We start from the raw sequence: 22,562 nt of genomic DNA on the forward strand, positions 1-22,562 counted from the left end.
AGCGGACCGGAGGGGATGGTCACCCTCCGGTCCGCTTCGTCTTCCACGCCTCCCCACGTGACGGGGAAGGCCAGCTAACGTGCGGTGCATGGACATCGGCTTCCACATCGCGAACTTCACCTGGAACGTCTCTCCCGATCAGCTGGCCCCCACCTTCGCCCGCGCCGCGAGCGAGGCGGATGCATCCGGCATCAAGCGCATCACCGTGATGGACCACTTCTGGCAGATCGGCACCATCGGCACGCCGGAACAGCCCATGCTGGAGGGCTACACGGCGCTCGGCTTTCTCGCCGCGCACACCTCGAGCGTGCTGCTGCACACGCTCGTGACGGGCGTGATCTACCGCGAGCCGGGCATCCTCGCCAAGCAGATCTCCACGCTCGACGTGCTCTCCGGCGGGCGCGCGGGGCTCGGCATCGGCGCGGGCTGGAACGAGGAGGAGTCGAAGGGTCTCGGCATTCCGTTCCCGCCGACGAAGGAGCGCTTCGAACGGCTCGAGGAAGCCCTGCAGATCTGCCTGCAGATGTGGAGCGGCGACGAGGGTCCGTACGACGGCGAGCATTACCACCTGGGTCGCACGCTCAACTCGCCGCAGCCGCTGTCGAAGCCGCGGCCCTACCTCATGATCGGCGGCGTCGGCGAGCAGAAGACCCTGCGCTATGTCGCCAGGTACGCGGATGCCTGCAACATCTTCGGCTCCCCCGAGGCCGCCCACAAGCTCGACGTTCTGCGTCACTGGTGCGACGTGGAGGGCCGCGACTACGACACCGTGGAGAAGACCACGACCACGGCGATCCACGCCGACACCGACCTCGAGGCGTTCGTGGGCCAGCTGGATGCCCTGCGCGAGCTGGGCTTCACCGCCGCGTACGTGTCGGCGCGCACGCCCGATCCGCTGAAGGCTGTGGAATTCTTGGGACGAGTCGCAGAGAGGGTGAGCTGATGGCACCGCTGACAGGGGGAATGGGAACCGGGCACGGCCGACTGGGCGCGCACGCAGGTCGAGCAGTTCGAGTCGTCGGAGGGCCGTGAGGCGAACACCCTGCGAGGGGTGCCGATCGTGGTCGTCACGATGGTGGGCGCGAAGAGCGGCAAGCTGCGCAAGAACCCGGTGATGCGGGTCGAGCACGGCGGCGAGTATGCGGTCGTGGCCTCCAAGGGCGGTGCCGACCAGCACCCCACCTGGTACCACAACATGGTGAAGAACCCGAACGTCGAGCTGCAGGACGGCGCGGTGCGCCGCGACTACGTCGCGCACCTGGCGGCGGGCGGCGAGCGCGACATCTGGTGGGATCGTGCCGTGGCGGTGTGGCCCGACTACGCCGAGTACCAGAAGAAGACGGAGCGCGTCATCCCGGTCTTCGTGCTCGTGCCCGTGGAGGACGTCCCCACCGAAGGTTGAGGAGCACGCGTAGCACGCACGGCTGGCGCCGTGCGCTCCTCAACCCGCGGATGCAGTGACGTGGAACGTGCCCGTCGCGCCCTTCTCGGCGTCGGACATGATGTGTGTGACGAACGAGTAGTCGCCCGCAGCGGGGAACGTGAGCTCCACGAAGCCGCCCTGCGCGGGTTGCAGATCGAGCGCCTGCGAGCCGCCGACCCCGGTGGATCCGCCGTTCTTCAACAGGTAGTCGCCCTCTTTGAACACGGTGTCGAACTGCCCGCCGACCACGTGGAACGAGCTCGCCTTGTTCGGTCCGGCGTCGAGCACCCAGATGCGCACTCGCTGCCCCGCCTTCACCTCGATCGGCCGGTAGACGTACTGGTTCGCGTAGCCGTTGAAGACGACGAGGTCGGGGTTCTCCGCGGCGAGCTTGGCCGTGTCGACCACGCCCTTCTGCGGTCCGAGGTAGTACTCGCTCTGCACGAAGACGAACTGCTCGGCCACGGGGTCGAGGCCCGGCGGGTCGATGACGACCGCGCCGAACATGCCGTTGGCGATGTGCGCGGCCATCGGCATCGTCGAGCAGTGATAGAGCCAGATGCCCGCCCTCGTCGCCGTGAACGTGTAGGTGAGACGCTGTCCCGGCTCGATCGTGCGCATCGGCTGATTCGGCGAGAGCGAGCCGGCGTGGAAATCGATCGAGTGCCCCATGTCGCCGGCGTTGACGAGCGTGACCCGGAAGGTGTCGCCGACCTCGCCGTGCAGCGTCGGCCCGGGAGCGGTGCCGTTGTACGTCCACAGCGTCTGCTCTACGCCGGGCGCGACCTCGGTCACGGTGTCGCGCACCGTGAGCGTGACATCGTGCACGGTGCCGGAGGCCGCGGGCTTCAGGAGCGGGTCGCGGGCGGTGAAGCCGGCTGCCGGCATCCTCGCCCAGTCGATGTCGGCTGCTGCGGAGGTCGCGCCGGCCTGCGGCGTCTGCGTCATGTCCGGCATGCCCTGCATACCATCGGATGCCTCGTGCGAAGCCGTCGCGCCCGTTGCCACCACCGTGAACACCATGCCGAGTTGCCGGTGGCCGACGATCGAGCACCAGCCGTCGACCGTGCGCGTGATCACGCCGGCGTCGACGGTCGCGGATTCCCCTTCGACGAGCCGGCCGGAAGTGATGCCGTCGGCCAGCGTGAGGTCGTGCACCATGTCGTCCTCGTTGGTCACGTGGATCACGAGCCGGTTTCCGGCGGGGACATCGATCGTCGACGGCGAGAACCGCATGTTCTTCATCACCATGTGCACGCTCGTGGTGCGCCCGGTCGCCGCGGACGATGAGGATGCCGCGCCTCCGCTCCCCGAGACGTTCGCCACCGCGACGCCGACGGAGGCCGCCAGCACGAGCACGCCGATCGCGGCCATCGCCGCGCCGCTGTTCACATGCAGCATGCCGGCCATGGTCGGCCGTGCGGCGCCCTCGCGGCGCACGTGCCGATCGCCTCCCGTCGGTTCCTGCAGCGACCGTGCGACGATCAGCGCCCGCACCGACTGCACCACCGTCGACAGCAGCACGACCACCGCGACGCCCAGAAAAACTCCGGCGTTCGGCACGCCGGGGATCACGGCCAGCAGCACGGCTCCGTTGACGACGACCACGCGGAACAGCCCGAATCTGTCGAGCTCCACGTTCGTGGCCCGCACCTTCACCGGGCCGCCGCCGAACACCACGGGCAACAGGTAGCTCAGCGCCGCCATGACCAGCTGCGCGGCGAAGCCGATGCCGAACGGCACCAGCAGTGCCACGAACCCGGATGCCACGCCCTGCCACGATCCGGCCGTCGCCACCCGAACGCCGAACGCGACGATCGTGGCGGCGAACCAGGCGAGAGCCGCGCCCATGCTCCAGCCCGCATAGTTCACGGGCGGGGTGCGCACGGCCTGGCCGACCAGGTCGATGCCGATGACCGCGAGCCCTGCGAGGTAGACGACGGTCCCGAGCAGGATCGCGACCCACACGCCGGTGAGGCACGCCATGCCCACGACGAGCAGCCCGACGCACAGTGCGACGAGCGCGATTCGCGCGCGACGCCTGGTCTGCTCGCCGATGCGCGCGTGCAGCACGGTCGGCCACAGCAGCACCACCGTGCCCACCACGGTGAGTCCGATCCAACCGAGCACGTTCATCGTCACGTGCGCCACGAACATGCGGTCGTGCTCCGTGCCGGTGAGGTCTGCGCGCGCCATGATCACGCCGAGCGTGACGCCGATGATCAGGGTGAGGCTCGCGGCCACGTAGTACAGAACGAGCCCACCGAAGCGGGAGGGCAGCGCCCTGCGCAGCCGCACGCCGAGCGTGGTGCCGTGCCAGGCCGCCGTCGCCGCGACGAGAGTGCCTCCGGCGAGCACGAGCATCCACAGCCCCGTCGTCACGCCGACCACCACGGCGAGCGCGCCGATCGTGTGCAGCGCGAGCCGCACGCCGAGCCGAGTGCGCGATCCGGCCTTGCGCAGGATGGTGTCGGCGAAGTGCTGGCTCCAGATGAGGATGGCGCTGGTCGCGCCGCCGAGCAGCAGCAGGTGCACGGCGAGCCACGATGGCGACTGCTCGAGCGTCTGCGCCAGCAGGGCGATGCCGGCGGCGAGCATCCAGGCCACGACCACGCCGTTGATGACGGCGTACCAGGCGCGCCGCGACAGGGCCTTTCGCGGCCTGCGGGAGCGCGAGTCGGGAGACGGCTGCTCGCGCGGGCCCGGAGACGGCTGCTCGCGCCGGTCAGGCGGAGGCGGGGCTACGGTCACGCGGCCTCTTCTCTCTCTCGTCGTCGTTGTCTCGTGGTTCGCCGACTCGGCGGGCCGAGCAGGGTCGAGACCACGGCGAGCACCACGAACAACAGCAGCGCGAACACGCCGAGCACGCCGCCTGCCTGCACCCACACGGGCAGGTTCTGCGTGTCGCCGACGAGCACCCGCACGACGAGCGACAGGTTCATCAGCAGCACCGGCCAGATCAGCATGGGCCGGTACGGCAGCGGACGGCGCAGCACGGAGGGCAGGATGACCGGCGCATGCGCCATGATCATGCCCATCGTGAATCCGAGGAACACCGCGTGCACCGCGCCGTCGTACCAGGGTCCTTGCGTGGTCTCGCCCACGAACAACCAGATCAGTCCCGCCACGATCAGCCAGAAGTAGCCGGCGAGCAGGCAGATGGCGATGTAGCGCGGGAGGCCGCGAGAGCCGGTCGCGAGGCGCGTGGCCACGTCGAAGCGCAGCAGCCAGCCGACGAAGAGCAGCAGGCAGGCGCCGAAGACGCGCGAGCCCGCCTGCGGCCAGATCATCGCGGCGAGCACGGAGCCGGCGAGCGCCACACTCACCCCGATGGCGACGAGTTCGCTGCGTCGGCTCATCGCCACCAGTCGAGCGAGCTCGATGCGCTCCCCCGCGATGGTGAGCACGATGAAGCCGGTCATGCCCGGCACCAGCGCGGAGGCGTCGAGGCCGCCCATCCAGAGCGCTGCGGAGGCGAGCGCGAGCCACGCACCGAGCGCCTGCACGGCGGAGGCGAACATCGCCTGCCGTCGCCAGATCACCGCGTAGATCAACAGCAGCACGATCGATCCGCCTGCGAACATCGCCTGGCCGACGACCAACGACAGCGGGGTGAGGAGCAGGATGCCGCCCACCCCCAGCAGCGCGGGCGACGCGAACGCCCACGGCCGGCGCACGGCGACGGCGCGCTCGAGCGCGATGACCGTGCCGACGAAGCCGAAGACGAGCAACGGGCCGTGCACGACGGGGAGGCGCGAGCCATCCACCGGGGCGGGCAGCCCGAGCAGCAGAAGCGCTGAGTCGAGGCCGGCGAAGAGGCAGAACGCCCCGGGAATGAGGAACAGCAGACGCACCCCTCCGCGCGACATCATCGGCCGGGCCGTGGGGTGCGTCGTACTGCGCGTTCCGGTCATTAAAAGCATGATATTCCGTTTTATGACGGAATGAGTGCTACCGTCGCACTCGCCACCGAACGAGAGGAGCACCCCGTGCCCGACCAGAACGACACCCTCGGCGACGAGCTCGACGTGAGAGCCGAGGAGCCGGCGCGCAGGCACCAGCTCATCTTCGGGCGTTACGCCGCACTGCAGCCCGGCGAGGGATTCGTGCTCGTGAACGACCACGACCCGAAGCCGCTCTACTACCAGTTCGCCGCTGAGCACGACGGCGAGTTCACGTGGGCCTATCTCGAAGAGGGCCCGCAGACGTGGCGCGTCGCGATCGGACGGCCCGCGGCCTGACGGCGTCGCTGCGGCATCTCAGCCGTCGCGGAGCGATGTCGCAGCGGCCATGATCGCCTCGCGCACGCGATCGAGGGCGGCGCTGCGCAGGTTCCACTGCTGCCAGTACAACGGCACGTCGATTCCACGCTCATCGAGCACGACGACCTTCGGGCCTGCGTCGGGCAGCTGCCAGGTGGGAACCATGCCCCAGCCGTAGCCGAGCCGCACGGCGGCCACGAAGTCGGCGGATGCCGGCACCTGATGCCGCGGCGGCGTCGCGTCGGGGACCCCGCGTCGCGCCAGGTATCGCCGCTGCAACTCGTCTTTGCGGTCGAACTCCACGACCGGCGCCGCCGCCAACGCACGCCTGCTCACGCCGTTCGGGAACCACGTGACCACGTAGGTGTCGGCCGCGCAGGGCACGTAGCGCGCGACGCACAACGGCTCGACCGCGCAGCCCTGCACCGGAGTCGATTCCGACGTGATCGCCGCCATCACCGTGCCGTCGCGCAGGTACGAGGTGGTGTGCTCCTGATCCTCCCTGTGGAACTCGAAGTCGATCCCGTCGACCGACGCGAGCGCGGGCAACACCCACGTCGCCAGCGAGTCGGCGTTGACGGCGAGCGGGATGCTCCGGCGCGCAGGCACATCGTCGCCCGTGTCGCCTGCCACCTCGGCGGAGAGCTCGGACGCGAGCGCGTCGATCTGGCGGGCGATGCGCAGCACGGCGGCACCGGCATCCGTCACCGTCACGGGCTTCGAGCGCACCAGCAGCACGCGGCCGAGGGATGCCTCGAGCGCGCGCAGCCGCTGACTCACCGCCGAGGGGGTGATGTGCAGGGCGCGGGCGGCGGCATCCATCGTGCCCTCCGTCACGGCGGCGTCGAGGGCGCGGAGCTGGGCGAGATCGAGATCCATCACAAGCCATGCTAATGATGCTGAAGGAACATTAGCTGTTCTTCAGCGCGAGGTTCGCCTAGCCTCGTGCGGTGCCCCTCCTCTCCATCGTCGGCCACCCGGTCGCCGGCCACGCCGCCGCGCTGCTCGGCGCGCACGTCGCTGCGCACGCCGGTCCCGCGACCGTGCTCGCCGGCTTCGGGTTCAGCATGTCGCTCATCGTGGCGATCGGCGCCCAGAACGCGTTCGTGCTCCGCCAGGGCCTGCGCAAGGAGCACGTGCTGCCGATCGTGATCGTGTGCGCCGGAACCGACGCCCTGCTCATCTGCGCCGGCATCGCAGGGGTGGGGGCGCTCATCCTCGCCGCTCCGTGGGTGCTCGTGGTGGTGCGCTGGGTGGGCGTCGCGTTCCTCGTGCTCTACGGCGTGCTGGCAGCGAAACGTGCGATCCGTCCCGGGGAGCTCGACCCGGCATCCGGCGTGGGACCCGTGGGGCTGTGGCCGACGCTCGCCGCCTGCCTCGCCTTCACCTGGCTCAATCCGCACGTCTACCTCGACACCGTCGTGCTGATGGGAACGGTGGGCAACGGCTACGGCGACGCCCGCTGGTGGTTCGCGCTCGGCGCCGCACTGGCCAGTGCCGTGTGGTTCACCGCACTCGGCTTCGGGGCGAGGATGCTCCGCCCCGTCTTCCGCTCCCCCGTCGCCTGGCGCGTGCTCGACGTGCTCATCGCGCTGATGATGTTCGCGATCGCCGTCACGCTCGCGGTCGAGGCGTTGGCGGAGGGGTAGGACTAGGCGAGCGGGTCAGTCCGTCAGCGTGCCCACCGCCTCGCGCACGCCCTCGTGCAGGTGCTCGTGGTCGTCGGCCGAGAGCTCCTCGTCGCCGCCGAAATCGTACGGCGTGCCGACTCCCGTCTCGATGAAGGCCTTGAGGCTGCCGCGCACGAACATGCTCCACGCGTTCGAGCAGGTGTCGTAGCACTCGACCTCGTCGGTGAGCCCCTCGTGCGTGAAGGTGACGGTCGTGCCGGCCTCGCTCTCGCCGATCTCGAAGCGCACGGTGCTGCCGTTCCACTCCTGCTTGTCGGCGATGAAGTCGAGATAGCTTCCGGTCACCAGCCAGGCGACCGTGCGTCCGGCCTCGAGCTCCGTGACGCGGAATCCGCTGTAGTGCAGCCCGGGCACCACGTAGACGAACTCGTCGCCGACGGCGGTGGTCGTTCCCGTGATGCGCCCCCACCAGCCTGAGACGTCGCTGATGGCGTCGAATGCGCGCTGCGGCGTGGCATCCACGGTGATGGTCGCTGTGTAATCCGTGCTCATGTCGCTGCTCCCCGTATCGAGCGATGCCCCTCCTCGAGACATCGAGACTTTCGTGATGCAAGCGACCGTACGGCATCACGCTTGCATCACGCAAGTGCTATCGTCGACCCGTGCTCGGCAACACCTACGACTCCCAGGTCTGCTCGATCGCGCGAGCGCTCGAGCTCGTCGGCGAACGTTGGAGCCTGCTCATCATTCGCGACGCGCTGTTCGCGGGCGTGACCCGGTTCGGCGACTTTCAGCACAACCTCGGCATCGCCAGCAACGTGCTCGCCTCGCGCCTCGACGCTTTCGTCGAGCACGGAATCATGCGACGCGACGACACCGCCGACTACGTGCTCACGGACAAAGGACGTGCACTCGAAGTCGCACTCATCGCCCTCACGGAGTGGGGCGACCAGTGGGCGTCGCCGATCGAACCGCCCATCGTCTACCGACACGCGGGGCACGAGCACACGGGGCAGGAGCACTCGGTGCACGCGGCGGCCATGTGCGAGCAGTGCGGTCCCATCGCCGCCGACGACATCACCGCGGCCCTCGGACCCGGGATGCCCGCTGACTACCTCGCGAATCGCCGCGGCGGCACGAGGGCGGGCTGAGCGCACCGGTTCGCGTCGCCGGTGCCGACTACGCTGGGCGCAGCGGCCTCCTCCGACCACGAATCGACGTGATAACCGATGCTCGCAAGCATCGTCCTCGCCCTGATCTCCGCGCTCTCCTACGGATTCTCCGACTTCTTCGCCGGACGCGCTGCAGGCCGCAATGGCGTCGTGCGGACGACGCTCGTCGTGTACCTCGCCGCGACGGCCGCCGTCGCTCTGTCCCTGCTGTTCGTCGCCGGTCGTTGGTCGCCGACAGGGATGCTCTGGGGCGGCATCGCGGGCGTGCTCGCGATCGGCGGATTCCTCGGGTTCTACGCCGCGATGGCGGCCGGACCGATGAGTCTCGTCTCCCCGCTCATCTCCGTGCTGGAGTCGGTGGTTCCCGTCGCCGTCGCGATCGCATTCGGCGAGCGGCTGCCCGTGCTCGCCTGGATCGCGATCGGCGTCGCCGTCGTCAGCACCGTCGTCATCTCGATGCACGGCTCGGAGAACCACGTGCGCATCTCCGCGCGCACCGTCGTCATCTGCGTGCTGACCGGTGTCGCGCTGGGCGGGTCCATCGTGGCCTTCGACCTCACACCCGCCGACTCCGGCACGACGCCCGCCCTCGTGGAACTGCTGGTGGGGCTGGTGCTGCTTCTCGCCGTCGTCGGCATCGCGCGGGTGAGCGGAGCCGTGCGGCGCACTCTGGCGGCCCTCGACACGGAGGAGTCGCACTCCGACGGCATCTCGGGGCATTCGGCACTGTGGATGACGGTGGGCGGCGGCATCCTGCTCGGCGCTGCGAACGCGATGCTCGCCCTCGCCATGCACTGGGGAGCCCTCGCCGTGGTGTCGGTGATCGTAGGCGTGTACCCGCTGGCGACGATCGTGCTGGCGCGCGTCGTGCTGAAGGAGCGCATGTCGGCGGTGCAACTCGGCGGGGTCGCGCTCGCGCTGGCCGCGATCGCGGTGCTCGCGGTGACGACCGGCGGCTGAGGTCGGCCGCTCACCCCTCGGCGATGCCGATCTTCGCGTGCAGGCGCTTCATCCAGCGCGGCGCCCACCACATGATGCGTTCCTGCCACGTCATGAACGCCGGCACGAGCAGGCAGCGCACGATGGTGGCGTCGATGAGCACGGCGAAGGCGAGCGCGACACCGAGCTGCTTGATGATCAGCAGGTCACCGGTGGCGAAACCGGCGAACACCACGATGATGATGAGCGCTGCAGACGTGATGATGCGGCCGGAGCGCTGCAGGCCGAGCGCGATGGACTCGCGGCCGTCGGTGCCGGCATCCACCCGCTCCTTGATGCGGCTCAGGATGAACATCTCGTAGTCCATCGCCAGCCCGAAGCCGAACGCGAGGGCGAGCACCAGCACGATCACGTCGACCCCGTACACGTGATCGGCGTCGAAGCCGAGGATGCCGGCGAACGCCCCATCTTGAAACCCCCAGACGAGAAGGCCGAGGGAGGCCCCGAGCGACAGCGCGCTCGCCACCAGAGCCTTCAGCGGCACGACCAGCGACCCCGTCATGAGGAAGAGCAGGGCGATGGTGCCGAGCGCGACGATGAGCACCGCCCATGGCGCTCCGCGGGCGAGCGAGTCCGCGAGGTCGACGGTGCCTGCGTCGATGCCGGTGACCCAGTGCCGGAACGCCGGCGCGTCGCCGCGGATCTCGCGCACCACGCTCACTCCGTCTCGCGGGTTCACCTCGACTCGCGCGCTCCAGGCGTCACCGGACTGCTGCGGCGTCTGCACCGAGTCCACGTGGTCGAGCCTCGCGACCGACGACGACCAGGTTGTCAGGTCGGCACGTGTGGTGGCGACGAGCTGCACTCTGGCGGGGGCGGCATCCGGAAACTCGTCGACCAGGGTGGTCTCGAACGTGTACTGGCTCGACGCCCTCGGCACCGCGTCGATGCTCGTGTTGGCCAGGTTGAGCGTGAGCACCGGGCTGCCGAGCAGCAACAGGATGAGCACGCAGCCGAGCGTGACGAGCGCGGGATGCCGCTGCACGCGTCTCGTGAGCCGGGAGAAGAATCCCTCGTCGGGCGCCACATCGCCGAAGCGTGTGATCCACCGGCCGACGAGCGGCAGTCTCGTCAGCGCACCCGGCTTCAGCAGCTTCTGGCCGGTCAAGGCGAAGATCGCCGGGATGAGCGTTGTCGCCGAGAGCATGGCCACCACCGTGACCGCGATGGCCGCGATGCCGACAGCGCGTACGAAGGCCGGCTCGAAGACGAGCAGGCCCAGGCTCGCGATGGCGAACGTGGTGCCGGAGAAGAGCACGGTGCGTCCTGCGCGGTCGAGCGCCGTGCCGATGGCCGCGAGCCGCACGGCGCGATCGTGCTCGCGACTCGTGCCCTGGCCCACGGCATCCTGGCCGCGCGCCACGGCGGCCCGGTACTCCTCGCGGAACCGGCTCACCACGAGCAGGCCGTAGTCGATCGAGAGCCCGAGGCCGACGGCCGTGACGACGTTGATGACCGTGTTCGCGATGTCCGTCACATAGGTGAACGCCAGCAGGATGCCCAGCGACGTCACGATGGACGCGCCCGCCCCGATGAGCGGCAGCCCGGCCGCGATGAACCCGCCGAACACGATCAGCATCACGAGCAGGGCGATCGGCAGCGCCACGGTCTCGCCGCGACGCAGGTCGTTCTCCGAGATGGACTGCAGCGAGTCGGTGAGCAGCTGCGTGCTGCCCACCTCGACCGTCGCGTGCGAGTGGGCCGCGCGCAGGTCCGTTGCGGCGGCATCCATGTCGTGCTGCGCGCGGTCGAGCGTCGCCTGCGACGCCGAGTGTCCGTTCACACCGGTCACCGTCGCGGTGACGAGGATGCCGTCTCCGTCCTTCGCCACGAGCGGCGCGACGGCGGGGTTGTGGATGCCGCCGGGCACCGCGAGCGGGTCGGCCACCGTGGTGTGCGGCAGCGCGGCGAGCTGCCGCGCGAGCGCCGTCGTGCGTGAGACCAGTTCGGGATCGGATGGATCGACGCCGTGCACGAGCAGCGTCACGCTCTTCGTCGACGCGCCGGAGGCGAGGCGGTCAGCGCCCTCCGAGCTCTCGCCGTGCACGCTCGGCACGGATCCGCTGAGCCGATCGAAAAGGTTCTGGCCGCCGATTCCGGCGAGCGCCGTCGCGGCCGCTGCGACGACGACAGCGGCCCACACCGCGATCGTCAGCCACGGATGCCTGGCGCAGGCCGTGCCGAGTCGCCCGATCGGTCCGATGCGGTGTTCGGACGGCGCGCGCGTCATAGTGCATACGTTATTGCGACGGGCGGCCCGACCGCGTCATCCGAGGACCCCGGAGCACCACGAAGCGGCTCGTCAACCGACGAGGCGCTCAGTGACCGACTGTGAAGCGGCGGTTCTCGTGCGCGGGGGTCGCGAGCTCGTCGACGAACGCCAGCGCGAAGTCGGTGCCGGAGATCTCAGAGGAGCCGCCGTCCTTGCTGACGAGCAGGTCGCCGTCGGTGCGGTAGCCTCCGGTCGTCTCTCCGGGCGCGAAGGCGCCGTAGAGCGCTGCGGGGCTCACGTAGAACCAGCGCAGGCCGTCGGAGCCGGCCGGGTACTGCGCGCGCAACCACTCGAGCACGCCGGCGTGCGTGAGGGCTTCCGGCTTCCACTCATCGTGGAATTCCGGGGTGTCGACGAGACGCGGACCACCCTCGGCCACGAGGGAGCTTCCGGCACCGCCGACGACGCCGAGGCGCGCGCCCGCCGCGGCCGCGGCATCCGCGATCGCCGGCAGCGCCGTGGTGAGCACGTCATTGCCGTCGGCGTCGGTGGCGTGCACGGCGAGCACCAGCGCGTCGGCACCGTCGACCAGCCGCGCCAGGTCAGCGGCGTCGGTGTACGAGCCCGTGAGGTAGTCCACACCGTCGATCGGCTGCTTCGGCGCGTTGCGCGAGAGCGACCGCACCGCCCATCCGCGCGACAGTGCTTCGCGGGCGATGTTGCCGCCCGAGAATCCGGTACCTCCGATGATGGCGATCGTGGTCATGGTCTCTTGTGACTCCCTGTTCTGTCTCCGGGCACGGTGTTCACGGTGTGTTGACGGCCGTGGACGGTCCCGCCATCGAAGACGAACGCCGGAAAGCGCCCGAGGATTCCCGCCGGGCTCAGGCCGCCCGCGTGTCGGGTGAGACGGCGATCACGAGCACGTCGTGCATGTCGGCCCAGTCGCCCACGATGCGCAGCGGTGCAGCGGAGAACTCCTCCGACGGCGCCGCGCCGAGGTCGCGCGACACGGCGAGCGAGCCTCCGCTCCACCGCGCAACGCTGGCGAAGGGGTCGGAGTCCACGGTGATCGCAACGGCGTCGACGGGAACGGCCGGCACCGCGGCATCCTGATGCCCGTTGCCCCGCACGTGCGCGTCACCGGGCTTGATGCGCCGCTCGCCGTCCTGCTCGTAGTACTGCTCCACCTCGGCGCCGCCGGTCGCCGCGACCCGCGCTGCCTCGGCGAGATACACCGGGTCGCCGATCGCGTCGTACGCGTAACGCGTGCCGAGCACGCTGTGCTCCATGGTGCCGATGAGGGATGCCTCGCCGCCAGGCAGAGGCGCGGCCCGGTACGTCAGCGGCACCTGCAGCGTGGTGTCGCCCGCCCGCACGATCAGTGTCTCGATGCCGACCTCGCCTGCGGGGTCGTCGAACCGGAACGAAGCGACGCGTTCGAGCGTCGCGGGGTCGGCGCCGGCCTGCCAGAACGGCTGGTCGGCGATCCAGCCTCCGACGAGTTCGAGCTTGGAGGGGGTCAGCTGAGCGCGATGAAGGAGAGCCATGCCGGCAACGATGTCACACGGGTGCGACGCGTGCGAGGCGCAGCGCCACGACGTACTCTGCAGGCATGGCCTCGACCTTCAGCGACGACGAATTGCGCACGATCGGCGACGAAGACGAGGTCGTGCTGACCGCCCGACGAGCCGACGGGTCACTCGGTCCCTCCGCCACCATCTGGATCGTGCGCGTCGGCGACGAGGTCTTCGTGCGCTCGGCCTATGGATCGGGCAACCGCTGGTTCGCCCGCGCCCTGCGCGCCGGCGCCGGCCACGTGACGATCGGCGCCGTCTCGCGCGACACCGTGTTCGAGGATGCCTCCGCCGGCACCGCCCACCCCGCCGACGCCGCAGCCGTCGACGCCGCGTACCACGCGAAGTACGACGGCCACTACCCGAAGCAGTACGTCGACCCCGTGGTCGACGCCGCCTCGCACTCGGCGACGCTGCGCGTGCTGCCTGCATGACGGCATCCGGGGCCGCCGCACGGCCGCCTGCGATGCATGACGCGCAGGTGCACGTCGAGGTGCCGACCGTGCGCACGCTGCTCGCGGAGCAGTTTCCGCAGTGGGGCGATCTGCCGGTGACGCACGTCGAGGGGGCGGGGACCGTGAACGCCCTCTTCCGAGTGGGCGACGGACTCGCCGCCCGCTTTCCGCTCGTCGTCAACGATCCGGATGCCTCCCTCGCCGCCCAGCGGCTCGAGGCGGATCGCGCGCACGAGTTCGCCGGGGCCTCCGATGTGCCCTGCCCGCTGCCCGTGGCCATCGGCCGTGCAGGGGCCGGCTACCCGGGGCCGTGGTCGCTCACGACCTGGATCGACGGGCATCCCGCGTCGCCCCACTCGGTGGAGGGCTCGACGGTGTTCGCGAACGAGCTGGCGGAACTGATCCTGCGGCTGCGCGCCGCACCCACGAGCGAGCGAGCGTTCACGGGCACGGGACGGGGTGGCGACCTGCGCACCCACGATGAGTGGATGGCGACGTGCCTGACGAACAGCGAGGGCTTGCTCGACGTACCCGCGCTACGCTCCGCGTGGGCGAGGCTGCGCCGACTCCCTCGGCTCGACGGCGACGCGATGACGCACGGCGATCTCATTCCGGCGAACCTGCTCGTGCGCGACGGACACCTCGCGGGCGTCGTCGACGTCGGCGGGTTCGCGCCGGCCGATCCGGCGCTCGATCTCGTCGCGGCGTGGCACCTGTTCGAGGAGCCGGCGCGCGGTGAGCTGCGCGCTGCGCTGCGGCGGGGCATCCACGAGTCCGAAGCCGTGGAGGAGCTCCGCTGGGCGCGCGGTGCGGCGTGGGCCTTCGAACAGGCGCTCGGGCTGGTCTGGTACTACCGGGTGAGCAACCCGGCCATGAGCGAACTCGGAATCAGCTCGCTGCAGAGGATCATGGAAGCAGACGTGCTCGCGCGCCCGTGACGCGCAGAGAGCCGTCCCATCCGAACGGAGGGCCAGATGGAGCTCGACGAGAAGTATCGGGAATTCCTGCACCAGCACCACGCGGCGGCCATGATCACCATCGCACGAGACGGCACGCCTAAGGCGGTGCGTGTCGGTGTCGCCCTCGTGGACGGGCGGCTGTGGAGCAGCGGCACCGTCGGCCGCGTGCGCACCAAGCGGCTTCGCCGCGACCCGCGCTGCACACTGTTCGTCTTCGACCAGGGGTACTCGTTTCTCACGATCGAGTCGACCGTCACCGTTCTCGACGGCCCGGACGCCGCGCACCAGAACCTCGAGCTGTTCCGCGTGATGCAGCACCGGCCGGCGGGGCGCCTCAACTGGTACGGCGAGGAGCTCGACGAAGACGCCTTCCTCGCACGCATGGCCGACGAACAGCGGCTGATCTACGAGTTCGCTCCGACGAACGCCTACGGTTCGTTCTGAGCGCGGCGGTCGTCGGTCAGGCCGAGGAACTCGGCGATGTGGTCCGCCGCCTCGAACCCGTGAGCCGTGCGTCCCATCAACACGGGCGCCCTGGTGCGCCCGGGCACCGTATGCCCGCCCTCGTGCACGGTGATCAGTCGGACCGGCAGTCGGTCTGGCTGAGACCAGTCGGTGACGGTCGCACTCGTCTTGTCGTCGGAGCCTTCGGGGAGGTCGCGCGACTGCGGGGCATCCACGATTCCGTTCTGCGCGGCCGAGTGCTCGGCGCTCTGCACGGCTGAGAGTCCGAGTCCCCTCGGTCTCATGCCCCAGAGGCTGGCTACGCCGCCCTCGTAGGGAACGAGCGGGTCGGCGGTGCCGTGCAGGTACAGCATCCGCACGGGCACCGGTTCGGTGTCGGCGAGCAGAAAGTTCTCCGGCGCAGGCACGGTCGCCGCGATGGCGGCCAGACCAGCGAACCGTTCGGGAGCCTGGTGCGAGAGACGGATGACCATGGCGCCGCCGTTGGAGAAGCCCACCGCCCGCGCCCACGCGGCATCGGCCCCCGTGTTCGCCGCTGCCCAGTCGATGGCCGTCAGCGCGAACTCCACGTCGTCGTAGTCCTCGAGTCGAGCGGCGAAGTCGATCGACACCCTGGCGTCGTTCCAGTGCTTCTTGTGACCGTCGAGGTAGAGCACGACCGCGCCATCGCGGGAGGCGAACCGATCGAACTGCCCACCGGTGAAACGGCGCAGCCCCCCGCCCGTCTGATTGGAACCGTGCAACGCGAGCACCACGGGGGCACCCGGTTGCGGGCGTTCGGGCCGCACCACGAGCATCCGCCTGTCCTTGTCGCCCACTCGCAGGTCGACGTGCTGCTCGACCAGACCGTGCTCGTTCGACCCGTGCGCCACGCGCTCTCCCGTCTTCGCCAGAGACAACCTAGAGGGAATGCCCGCAGCGTGCTAACCTGCCCGACGGTCGTGAACCGATTCCTGAAGGGGGTGAGACCCATGAGCGCACTATCCGCACAGGGTGCTCCCCTGCGTTCCACGACCCGGCGGCCGAGTTAGGTGTCGCGGGGAGCGCTGTCGACAGCGAACTCTCCAAGGACGACACCATGAACATCACTTCTTCTTCACCTTCTTCCTCTTCGGCTTCTTCGGCTTCTTCCTCCTCGCTTCAGTTCGATCCGCCGACCACCGCCGACGGCATCCTCGAGCGTCCGTTCCGGCTCGGCGGCGTCGCCGGCGTGCTGTGGGCGGCAGAAGCGGCGACGGATGCCGCGCCGCTTCTGCTCATGGGCCATGGCGGCGGCCTGCACGCACGGCATCCCGGCCTCGTCGGCCGCGCCAGGGCAGCCGTGATGCGAGACGGCTTCACGGTCGTCGCGATCGACTCGCCGGGACACGGCGAACGCCCCCGTTCCGACGAGGATCAGCGATGGGTCGACGCCATGGTGCTGGCCCGCGACGCCGGCCGGCCCATCGCGGGCATCGTGTCGGAGTTCAACGGGTCGCTCGCCGAACGCGCGGTACCGGAGTGGCGCGCGACCCTCGACGCTCTGCAGGCATTGCCGGAGGTCGAGCCCGACGTGTCGGTCGGGTTCCAGGGCATGACGCTGGCCAGCGAGATCGGCATCCGACTCGCGGCGCAGGACGCGCGCATCACGGCGGCGATCTTCGGGGGCGTGTTCGCCTCGGACGAGCTGCTGGATGCCGCGAGTCGGGTCACGATCCCCGTCGAGATCCTGCTGCCGTGGGACGACGCCGAACTCGGCCGCGAGTCGGGACTCGCGTTGTTCGACGCATTCGGCTCGTCGGACAAGACGCTGCACGTGTTTCCCGGCAGCCACTTCCGCGTGCCGGAGGCGCAGGTCGACACGAGGTTCTTCGCCAGGCACCTGCGGCGATAAGACCCGGACATACCCCTGGTCGGCGCGAGGCGCGGCTACGCTCGAAGCGTGCCCGCGCCTCGCGCGACGGGCGGCGGAAGGATGCCATGGCCGAGACCTCAGACAGCCGCGTGGCCGTCTACATCGACTTCGACAACATCGTCATCTCGCGCTACGACCAAGTGAACGGTCGCGGCGCGTTCATGCGAGACAGGGTGCGGCAGTCCGACGCCGACAGCACCGATTCCGCGGTCGCCGCCCGGCTCGCGGCGGCGCAGGTCGACGTCGGCGCGATCATCGACTTCGCGGCATCGTTCGGCACGCTCGTGCTCACCAGGGCATACGCCGACTGGTCGGCGAGCGTGAACGCCGACTACCGCCACCAGCTCGTCGGTCGCGCTGTGGACCTGGTGCAGCTGTTCCCAGCGGCGGCGTATGCGAAGAACGGGGCGGACATCCGGCTCGCGGTCGATGCCGTCGAGGACATGTTCCGCCTGCCCGACCTCACCCATGTGGTGATCGTGGGGGGCGACAGCGACTACGTTCCGCTCGCACAGCGTTGCAAGCGGCTCGGGCGATATGTGGTGGGCATCGGCGTGGCCGGTTCGACGGCGCGCTCGCTCGCCGCAGCCTGCGACGAGTTCTACTCGTACGACGCCCTGCCGGGCATCGAGCATCCGGAGCCGCCGGCCGAGGCGCCGAAGGCGACCAGGAAGCGCGCTTCCTCGTCGAAGTCGGCCACGGCAGGCGCCGCCACGGCGAGCGAGGAGCCCGTGCCGAGCTCTGATTCTGAATCGGGCGACGCCGAGACGTCCGAGCCGAACGGTGCCAAGGCCTCGACGAAGTCGTCGAGCCGCGGCAAGCGAGCCGGCTCGGGCGTGACGATGAGCGGCGCGACGACGAGCTCCAAGGCATCCGCCGGCGCCGCTGCCGCTGGCGCGTCGAGCACGGACGCCGCGCAGGACGACGATGACGAGGATGCCTCGCGCGACCGCCAGCAGGAGGCCACCAGCCTGCTCGAACGCGCCCTGCGCATCGGCCACGAGAAGGACGACGCGGAGTGGCTGCACAGCTCGGCGGTGAAATCGCAGATCAAGCGCATGGATCCGTCGTTCAGCGAGAAGCAGCTCGGCTACCGGTCGTTCTCCGACTTCATCAAGTCGAGGTCGGAGATCGCCGACCTCGACGACAGCAGCACCACGCAGCTCGTGCGGCTGAAGCCCGCGCCGGAGCCTGCGCCGGTCGCGAAGCGCGTGCCGCGGCGGGCGAAGGGCTGACACGGGCCGCTGCCGATCACTGCCGGACGAATGCTTCCCAGCATCACCGCCGGCCAACCACTCACCAGACCCGCCGCCGACCGACCACTCACCAGACCCACCGCCGACCAACCACTCGCCAGACTCACCGCCGACCGACCACTCGCCAGACTCACCGCCGACCAACCACTCACCAGACTCACCGCCGACCAACCACTCACCAGACCCACCGCCGACCAACCACTCACCAGACTCACCGTCGACATGACGATTCGAACGTTCGCCCCGAAAACATGCCCATCTGGCATGTTTTCACCCCGATGTCCTGTCGGGGCCGGGCGAGGATCCGACCGAACGGAGCACGAATGACCCGGATAGACGTCGTGGAGGCGCCGATCGCACGCCTCAGAGCTGCGCTCGAATCGGGCGAGACCACCGCGGTCGAGCTGCTCGAGGCGTACCTCGCCCGCATCGATGCCTACGATGCGCCCGGCACGGACACCGCGTTGAACTCCGTGGTCGTGCGCAACCCGGAGGCGGAGGCGGATGCTCGTGCCAGCGACGCGCGCCGCGCCGCCGGCCGCACGCTCGGGCCGCTCGACGGCATCCCGTATACCGCCAAGGACAGCTACCTTGCGCGCGGGCTCACCGCGGCGGCCGGGTCACCGGCGTTCGCCGACCTCGTCGCCCAGCACGACGCGTTCACGATCGAGCGGCTGCGCTCGGGCGGGGCCGTGCTCATCGGCCTCACGAACATGCCGCCGATGGCCAACGGCGGCATGCAGCGCGGACTCTACGGGCGCGCGGAGAGCCCCTACAACGCCGAATGGCTGACAAGCGCGTTCGGGTCGGGCTCGTCCAACGGCTCGGGCACGGCCACCGCGGCGAGCTTCGCGGCGTTCGGACTCGGCGAGGAGACGTGGTCGTCGGGGCGGGCCCCGGCATCCAACAACGCGCTGTGCGCGTACACGCCCTCCCGCGGCGTGATCTCGGTGCGCGGCAACTGGCCGCTCGTGCCCACGATGGATGTCGTCGTGCCGCACGCCCGCACCATGGCGGACCTCCTCGAGGTGCTCGACGTGGTGGTGGCCGACGACGAGTTCGCACGAGGCGACTTCTGGCGGGCGCAGCCGTGGGTCCGCATCCCGCAGGCCTCGGAGCTGCGGCCCGCGTCGTACCCGGCGCTCGCACCGGCGTCGCCGCACGAGGCTCGCGAGCGGCTGCGCGGCAAGCGCTTCGGGGTACCCCGCATGTATGTCAATGCCGACCAGGATGCCGGCACCGCCGTCGACGGCGGCATCGGCGGATCGACGGGGCAGCGCATCGAGACGAGGGCGTCGGTGCTGGCGCTGTGGGATGCCGCCCGTGCCGACCTCGAGGCCGCGGGCGCCGAGGTGGTCGAGGTCGACTTCCCCGTCGTGACGAACTACGAGGGTGACCGGCCCGGCGCGCCGACGATCGCCACGCGCGGGCTGGTGTCGCCGGAGTTCCTGCGGCGCGAGATCGTCGACCTGTCTGCATGGGCGTGGCAGGACTTTCTGGCCGCGAACGGCGACCCGCGGCTCGATGGCCTCGCCACGGTCGACGGAGCAGCCATCTTCCCGCCGCCGCCCGGCGCTCTTCCGGACCGGTACACGGGGTTCGAGGATGACATCGCGGAGTACCCGGGGGTCGTGCGCGAGCATCCTTATGCCTCGTTCACCGACATTCCGCACCTCGAGAGCGGCGTACGCGGGCTGGAGGAGACCCGACGCATCGACCTCGAGCGGTGGATGGACCGGCTCGAGCTCGACGCCGTGGTGTTTCCCGCTGTGGCCGACGTCGGGCCGGCGGATATGGACGTCAACCCCGCCTCCGCAGACCTCGGCTGGCGCAACGGCGTGTGGGTCGCGAACGGCAACCTCGTGCCGCGGCACCTGGGAATTCCGACGGTGACCGTTCCCATGGGAATGATGGCCGACATCGGGATGCCCGTTGGCCTCACGTTCGCGTCTCGCGCGTACGACGACACGGCACTGCTCACCCTCGCCGCGGCGTTCGAGGCGACGGGCGCGCGGCGCTCGGAGCCGGGGCGGACGCCGCGGATTCGGTGAGCGCGGGCGCGGCAGCTCGCTTGCGCGCTTCGCGCTCGAACGCGCGGCCGCGGAGGGCGCGACCAGAGCGTGGCTGTTCAGCCGCCGCTCCGGTCCTTTCTGGCAGTGCCTGGGGTCCGAGTCCGCCGACCGTGACGAGCTCGCCGATGCGTTGCGCGACACACATCAGGTGCGCCTCTTCCAGCAGACCCGCCAGCTGGGGCGCGAGGTCGCTTGGTCTCGAGCGTTGATCTCTGTCTGAAGCCTCAGAGCATGCATCTTTGGTCGCGCGAATCCATCGCTCTTCATATCATTCTCCCTCTTTCGAATCTCTATTCGAAACTTTACCAGACTGCGTCGCTCTCGTGTACCAGACGATGTCTCTCCGTCCCCAACACTCACCCTGATCAGCTTCCCCACATTCGTATCTATCTACGATTCTGACTGTTAGAATCCAAACATGGTTCCGCACACTCTCCGGCTCGAGCAATCGGTGACTCGTCTCATCGAGACCCTCCAGCCTGCGTGCGTTCCTGATGCCTCCCTTTCCGCCGCCATGAGTGCACTCGATGACGCACAGCTCGAGAGGCTGCTCACCGATGCGGCCCGCATCCGCTCAGAGGCGGAGCGGCTTTCGGCAATGGCAGCGGGCGAGATCGCGAAGAGGTCGGAGCGCGCCCTGGGACACTCGGGCCTTGCACAGCGCAAAGGCCACCGCGGTGCGGCGGAATTCGTGCGTTCGTTGACGGGGATGGGGCGGGGCGAAGCGGCGCGGCAGGTCAAGCTGGGCGCGTTTCTCGGCGAAGCGGAGGCGGCATCCTCCGAGCTCTCCGTCGCAGCGAGTGGCGAACCCGGGATCGCTGACGGTGGCAAGATGGTCGCTGCAGGCGAGATGGTCGGTGCAGGCGAGACGGGCGACGCACAGCATTGCCCTCCGCCAGCGGTGACCTGGGAATCAGCTCTTTCGGCGGCCACCTCGGAGGGCGCGGTCTCCCCCGCTCACGCGCTCGTCGTGATGCGGATCGTTGGCGAACTCTCCGACCGGTGCGGATCCGCGGAGAGGCTGTCGGCGACCCGCGAGCTCATCGCGCTCGCCCAGCGCGCGGATGTCGACGAATTCACGAGGCTCGCGCGCATCATCCGTGATCGCGTCGATCCCTCCGGGGTCGAGGCACGCTATCTGCGGCGCTACGAGAATCGCTCCTTCCACACCTGGACCAGCCGCGATGACGGCGCCGTCAAGTTCGCCGGCACCTGTGACGACGTGTCAGGAGTGTTCCTGTCCCAGCTTCTCGACCTGGCGCTGAGCCCTCGCCGCAGCGGGCCGAGGTTCGTGTCGCAGCAAGACAGGGACTGGGCTCAGAAACTCACCGATGACCCGCGCACCAACGAACAGCTCGCGTTCGACACCCTCATCGACGTGCTCCGCGCAGGCGCCGCCTGCGACGAGTCGACCGTGTTCTGCACCGAACGGCCGGGAGTCAGACTCATCACGACGGTGGATCCGAAGGGCATGCCCGCTGCCACCGGTCAGCTCGAAGGCTCCGATGCCGCGGTGCCTTCCGTCGTGATCGAAGCGACGCTCTGTGAAGCCGGTTCTGTACCCATCTCCTGCGACGCCTTCGGCAGAGCTCTCAACCTCGGGCGCACGCAGCGCACCTTCACGCCGGCGCAACGCGTCGTGCTTCGCACCCGCGACGGTGGATGCCTCTGGCTCGGCTGCGACAAGCCTGCGTGGCAGGCCGAGGCGCACCATATCGAGCCCTGGTCCGAAGGTGGCAAGACAGACGTCGCCGACGGCGTGCTGCTGTGCCGTTTCCACCACCTGAGCCTGCACAACAACCGCGGGCGGATCATGCGAACCGGATGCGAGTATTACCTGATTCCCCCTCCCGGCTCGGACCACGACGGCATGCCGATCCGACTCGAGAGCAAGTCCCCGGGGTGGCCGACGCGAAGGCCAGTGCCGACGACTGCACTTGCGCCTGACCCGGCACCCGTGTCAGCGTCCGCGCCCACACGCGTGTCGGTGTCCGCACCTGCACCTGTGCTCGTGTCCGTGTCAACGCCCAAGCCCGAGTGTTCTCGCGTCGCCGACGGTGCGGGGCGCAGTTCGCACTGCCGAAGCCGGTACACCACAGTTCGTGAGCCTTCGATCCGGACACGACAGCGCGGACGGACGTTGCCGGCCCCGAGACTGCGAACGTAAGGCGGAGGCCCGCACACC

At 69.7% G+C, this 22,562-nt stretch carries 21 protein-coding genes; 13 read left to right on the plus strand and 8 right to left on the minus strand.

Annotated elements, in window-relative coordinates:
• Window positions 1-88: 88 nt before the first annotated feature.
• Both FPZ11_RS07400 and FPZ11_RS07405 read left to right on the plus strand, forming a co-directional pair.
• Complete coding sequence (locus FPZ11_RS07400) at window positions 89-943, plus strand: LLM class F420-dependent oxidoreductase (RefSeq protein ID WP_146319671.1); 855 nt, start codon at window positions 89-91, stop codon at window positions 941-943.
• Between the two features lie 99 nt (window positions 944-1,042).
• Window positions 1,043-1,402, plus strand: coding sequence for a nitroreductase family deazaflavin-dependent oxidoreductase (locus tag FPZ11_RS07405; RefSeq protein ID WP_367889441.1), 360 nt, complete (start codon window positions 1,043-1,045; stop codon window positions 1,400-1,402).
• Between the two features lie 39 nt (window positions 1,403-1,441).
• Here FPZ11_RS07405 and FPZ11_RS07410 read toward each other — a convergent pair whose 3' ends face one another.
• Both FPZ11_RS07410 and FPZ11_RS07415 read right to left on the minus strand, forming a co-directional pair.
• The gene (locus FPZ11_RS07410; RefSeq protein ID WP_246846587.1) at window positions 1,442-4,174 is read right to left on the minus strand and encodes a multicopper oxidase domain-containing protein; all 2,733 of its coding nucleotides are present in this window, start codon (window positions 4,172-4,174) and stop codon (window positions 1,442-1,444) included.
• A complete protein-coding gene (locus FPZ11_RS07415) occupies window positions 4,171-5,337 on the minus strand; it encodes a DUF8744 domain-containing protein (protein WP_246846588.1) in 1,167 nt (388 codons plus the stop codon). The genes FPZ11_RS07410 and FPZ11_RS07415 overlap by 4 nt, the downstream gene beginning before the upstream one ends.
• Before the next feature lie 75 nt (window positions 5,338-5,412).
• Between FPZ11_RS07415 and FPZ11_RS07420 the strand changes: the two genes are divergently transcribed.
• Complete coding sequence (locus FPZ11_RS07420; RefSeq protein WP_246846589.1) at window positions 5,413-5,664, plus strand: DUF2249 domain-containing protein; 252 nt, start codon at window positions 5,413-5,415, stop codon at window positions 5,662-5,664.
• Window positions 5,665-5,682: 18 nt separating this feature from the next.
• On the opposite strand, the gene FPZ11_RS07425 is transcribed toward FPZ11_RS07420, so the two are convergent.
• Complete coding sequence (locus FPZ11_RS07425; RefSeq protein WP_146319675.1) at window positions 5,683-6,564, minus strand: LysR family transcriptional regulator ArgP; 882 nt, start codon at window positions 6,562-6,564, stop codon at window positions 5,683-5,685.
• A 188-nt stretch (window positions 6,565-6,752) separates the two neighbouring features.
• Between FPZ11_RS07425 and FPZ11_RS07430 the strand changes: the two genes are divergently transcribed.
• A complete protein-coding gene (locus tag FPZ11_RS07430) occupies window positions 6,753-7,334 on the plus strand; it encodes a LysE/ArgO family amino acid transporter (RefSeq protein WP_146322774.1) in 582 nt (193 codons plus the stop codon).
• A gap of 15 nt (window positions 7,335-7,349) precedes the next feature.
• On the opposite strand, the gene FPZ11_RS07435 is transcribed toward FPZ11_RS07430, so the two are convergent.
• A complete protein-coding gene (locus tag FPZ11_RS07435; RefSeq protein WP_146319677.1) occupies window positions 7,350-7,868 on the minus strand; it encodes an SRPBCC family protein in 519 nt (172 codons plus the stop codon).
• 110 nt (window positions 7,869-7,978) lie between these two features.
• Between FPZ11_RS07435 and FPZ11_RS07440 the strand changes: the two genes are divergently transcribed.
• Both FPZ11_RS07440 and FPZ11_RS07445 read left to right on the plus strand, forming a co-directional pair.
• On the plus strand, window positions 7,979-8,467 hold the full coding sequence (locus FPZ11_RS07440) for a winged helix-turn-helix transcriptional regulator (protein ID WP_146319679.1): 489 nt from the start codon (window positions 7,979-7,981) through the stop codon (window positions 8,465-8,467).
• A gap of 78 nt (window positions 8,468-8,545) precedes the next feature.
• Window positions 8,546-9,448, plus strand: a complete 903-nt coding sequence (locus FPZ11_RS07445) for a DMT family transporter (RefSeq protein WP_146319681.1) — start codon at window positions 8,546-8,548, stop codon at window positions 9,446-9,448.
• A gap of 10 nt (window positions 9,449-9,458) precedes the next feature.
• Here the strand turns inward: FPZ11_RS07445 and FPZ11_RS07450 are convergent, their stop codons facing one another.
• The 3 genes from FPZ11_RS07450 to FPZ11_RS07460 all read right to left on the minus strand — a co-directional run bounded on the left by FPZ11_RS07450 (window position 9,459) and on the right by FPZ11_RS07460 (window position 13,249).
• A complete protein-coding gene (locus tag FPZ11_RS07450; RefSeq protein WP_146319683.1) occupies window positions 9,459-11,717 on the minus strand; it encodes an MMPL family transporter in 2,259 nt (752 codons plus the stop codon).
• 88 nt (window positions 11,718-11,805) lie between these two features.
• The gene (locus FPZ11_RS07455; protein ID WP_146319685.1) at window positions 11,806-12,465 is read right to left on the minus strand and encodes an NAD(P)-dependent oxidoreductase; all 660 of its coding nucleotides are present in this window, start codon (window positions 12,463-12,465) and stop codon (window positions 11,806-11,808) included.
• Window positions 12,466-12,583: 118 nt separating this feature from the next.
• A complete protein-coding gene (locus FPZ11_RS07460; RefSeq protein WP_146319687.1) occupies window positions 12,584-13,249 on the minus strand; it encodes a maltokinase N-terminal cap-like domain-containing protein in 666 nt (221 codons plus the stop codon).
• A 65-nt stretch (window positions 13,250-13,314) separates the two neighbouring features.
• Here FPZ11_RS07460 and FPZ11_RS07465 point away from each other — a divergent pair, with 65 nt between their 5' ends.
• Genes FPZ11_RS07465 through FPZ11_RS07475 form a run of 3 tightly spaced genes read left to right on the plus strand, consistent with a single transcriptional unit; the run spans window position 13,315 to window position 15,134 of the window.
• Entirely contained in the window at window positions 13,315-13,710 is a 396-nt protein-coding gene (locus tag FPZ11_RS07465) for a DUF2255 family protein (RefSeq protein WP_146319689.1), read from the plus strand.
• 32 nt (window positions 13,711-13,742) lie between these two features.
• Window positions 13,743-14,669 carry a phosphotransferase gene (locus FPZ11_RS07470; RefSeq protein WP_146319691.1) on the plus strand — a complete coding sequence of 309 codons (927 nt, stop codon included), beginning with the start codon at window positions 13,743-13,745 and terminating at the stop codon, window positions 14,667-14,669.
• Window positions 14,670-14,705: 36 nt separating this feature from the next.
• Complete coding sequence (locus FPZ11_RS07475) at window positions 14,706-15,134, plus strand: pyridoxamine 5'-phosphate oxidase family protein (RefSeq protein WP_146319693.1); 429 nt, start codon at window positions 14,706-14,708, stop codon at window positions 15,132-15,134.
• Here FPZ11_RS07475 and FPZ11_RS07480 read toward each other — a convergent pair.
• Entirely contained in the window at window positions 15,119-16,027 is a 909-nt protein-coding gene (locus FPZ11_RS07480; RefSeq protein WP_146319695.1) for a CE1 family esterase, read from the minus strand. The genes FPZ11_RS07475 and FPZ11_RS07480 overlap by 16 nt on opposite strands.
• Window positions 16,028-16,233: 206 nt before the next feature.
• Between FPZ11_RS07480 and FPZ11_RS07485 the strand changes: the two genes are divergently transcribed.
• The 4 genes from FPZ11_RS07485 to FPZ11_RS07505 all read left to right on the plus strand — a co-directional run bounded on the left by FPZ11_RS07485 (window position 16,234) and on the right by FPZ11_RS07505 (window position 22,544).
• Window positions 16,234-17,028, plus strand: coding sequence for an alpha/beta fold hydrolase domain-containing protein (locus FPZ11_RS07485; RefSeq protein WP_210415980.1), 795 nt, complete (start codon window positions 16,234-16,236; stop codon window positions 17,026-17,028).
• 86 nt (window positions 17,029-17,114) lie between these two features.
• On the plus strand, window positions 17,115-18,284 hold the full coding sequence (locus FPZ11_RS07490) for an NYN domain-containing protein (RefSeq protein WP_146319697.1): 1,170 nt from the start codon (window positions 17,115-17,117) through the stop codon (window positions 18,282-18,284).
• Window positions 18,285-18,628: 344 nt separating this feature from the next.
• Window positions 18,629-20,356 carry an amidase gene (locus FPZ11_RS07495; protein ID WP_146319699.1) on the plus strand — a complete coding sequence of 576 codons (1,728 nt, stop codon included), beginning with the start codon at window positions 18,629-18,631 and terminating at the stop codon, window positions 20,354-20,356.
• A 439-nt stretch (window positions 20,357-20,795) separates the two neighbouring features.
• Window positions 20,796-22,544, plus strand: coding sequence for a DUF222 domain-containing protein (locus FPZ11_RS07505; RefSeq protein WP_146319701.1), 1,749 nt, complete (start codon window positions 20,796-20,798; stop codon window positions 22,542-22,544).
• The last annotated feature ends 18 nt before the right edge of the window (window positions 22,545-22,562 follow it).

The sequence above is a fragment of the Humibacter ginsenosidimutans genome (genome assembly GCF_007859675.1).
In the GTDB taxonomy this organism is placed as follows: domain Bacteria; phylum Actinomycetota; class Actinomycetes; order Actinomycetales; family Microbacteriaceae; genus Humibacter; species Humibacter ginsenosidimutans.

What these genes read in the sequence shown, in the direction of transcription:
- FPZ11_RS07400 (WP_146319671.1), top strand. Translation starts at nt 89, where the DNA reads ATGGACATCGGCTTCCACATCGCGAACTTCACCTGGAACGTCTCTCCC.
- FPZ11_RS07415 (WP_246846588.1), bottom strand. Translation starts at nt 5,337, where the DNA reads ATGACCGGAACGCGCAGTACGACGCACCCCACGGCCCGGCCGATGATG.
- FPZ11_RS07425 (WP_146319675.1), bottom strand. Translation starts at nt 6,564, where the DNA reads ATGGATCTCGATCTCGCCCAGCTCCGCGCCCTCGACGCCGCCGTGACG.
- FPZ11_RS07430 (WP_146322774.1), top strand. Translation starts at nt 6,753, where the DNA reads ATGTCGCTCATCGTGGCGATCGGCGCCCAGAACGCGTTCGTGCTCCGC.
- FPZ11_RS07435 (WP_146319677.1), bottom strand. Translation starts at nt 7,868, where the DNA reads ATGAGCACGGATTACACAGCGACCATCACCGTGGATGCCACGCCGCAG.
- FPZ11_RS07445 (WP_146319681.1), top strand. Translation starts at nt 8,546, where the DNA reads ATGCTCGCAAGCATCGTCCTCGCCCTGATCTCCGCGCTCTCCTACGGA.
- FPZ11_RS07450 (WP_146319683.1), bottom strand. Translation starts at nt 11,717, where the DNA reads ATGACGCGCGCGCCGTCCGAACACCGCATCGGACCGATCGGGCGACTC.
- FPZ11_RS07455 (WP_146319685.1), bottom strand. Translation starts at nt 12,465, where the DNA reads ATGACCACGATCGCCATCATCGGAGGTACCGGATTCTCGGGCGGCAAC.
- FPZ11_RS07460 (WP_146319687.1), bottom strand. Translation starts at nt 13,249, where the DNA reads ATGGCTCTCCTTCATCGCGCTCAGCTGACCCCCTCCAAGCTCGAACTC.
- FPZ11_RS07465 (WP_146319689.1), top strand. Translation starts at nt 13,315, where the DNA reads ATGGCCTCGACCTTCAGCGACGACGAATTGCGCACGATCGGCGACGAA.
- FPZ11_RS07470 (WP_146319691.1), top strand. Translation starts at nt 13,743, where the DNA reads ATGCATGACGCGCAGGTGCACGTCGAGGTGCCGACCGTGCGCACGCTG.
- FPZ11_RS07475 (WP_146319693.1), top strand. Translation starts at nt 14,706, where the DNA reads ATGGAGCTCGACGAGAAGTATCGGGAATTCCTGCACCAGCACCACGCG.
- FPZ11_RS07485 (WP_210415980.1), top strand. Translation starts at nt 16,234, where the DNA reads ATGAACATCACTTCTTCTTCACCTTCTTCCTCTTCGGCTTCTTCGGCT.
- FPZ11_RS07490 (WP_146319697.1), top strand. Translation starts at nt 17,115, where the DNA reads ATGGCCGAGACCTCAGACAGCCGCGTGGCCGTCTACATCGACTTCGAC.
- FPZ11_RS07495 (WP_146319699.1), top strand. Translation starts at nt 18,629, where the DNA reads ATGACCCGGATAGACGTCGTGGAGGCGCCGATCGCACGCCTCAGAGCT.
- FPZ11_RS07505 (WP_146319701.1), top strand. Translation starts at nt 20,796, where the DNA reads ATGGTTCCGCACACTCTCCGGCTCGAGCAATCGGTGACTCGTCTCATC.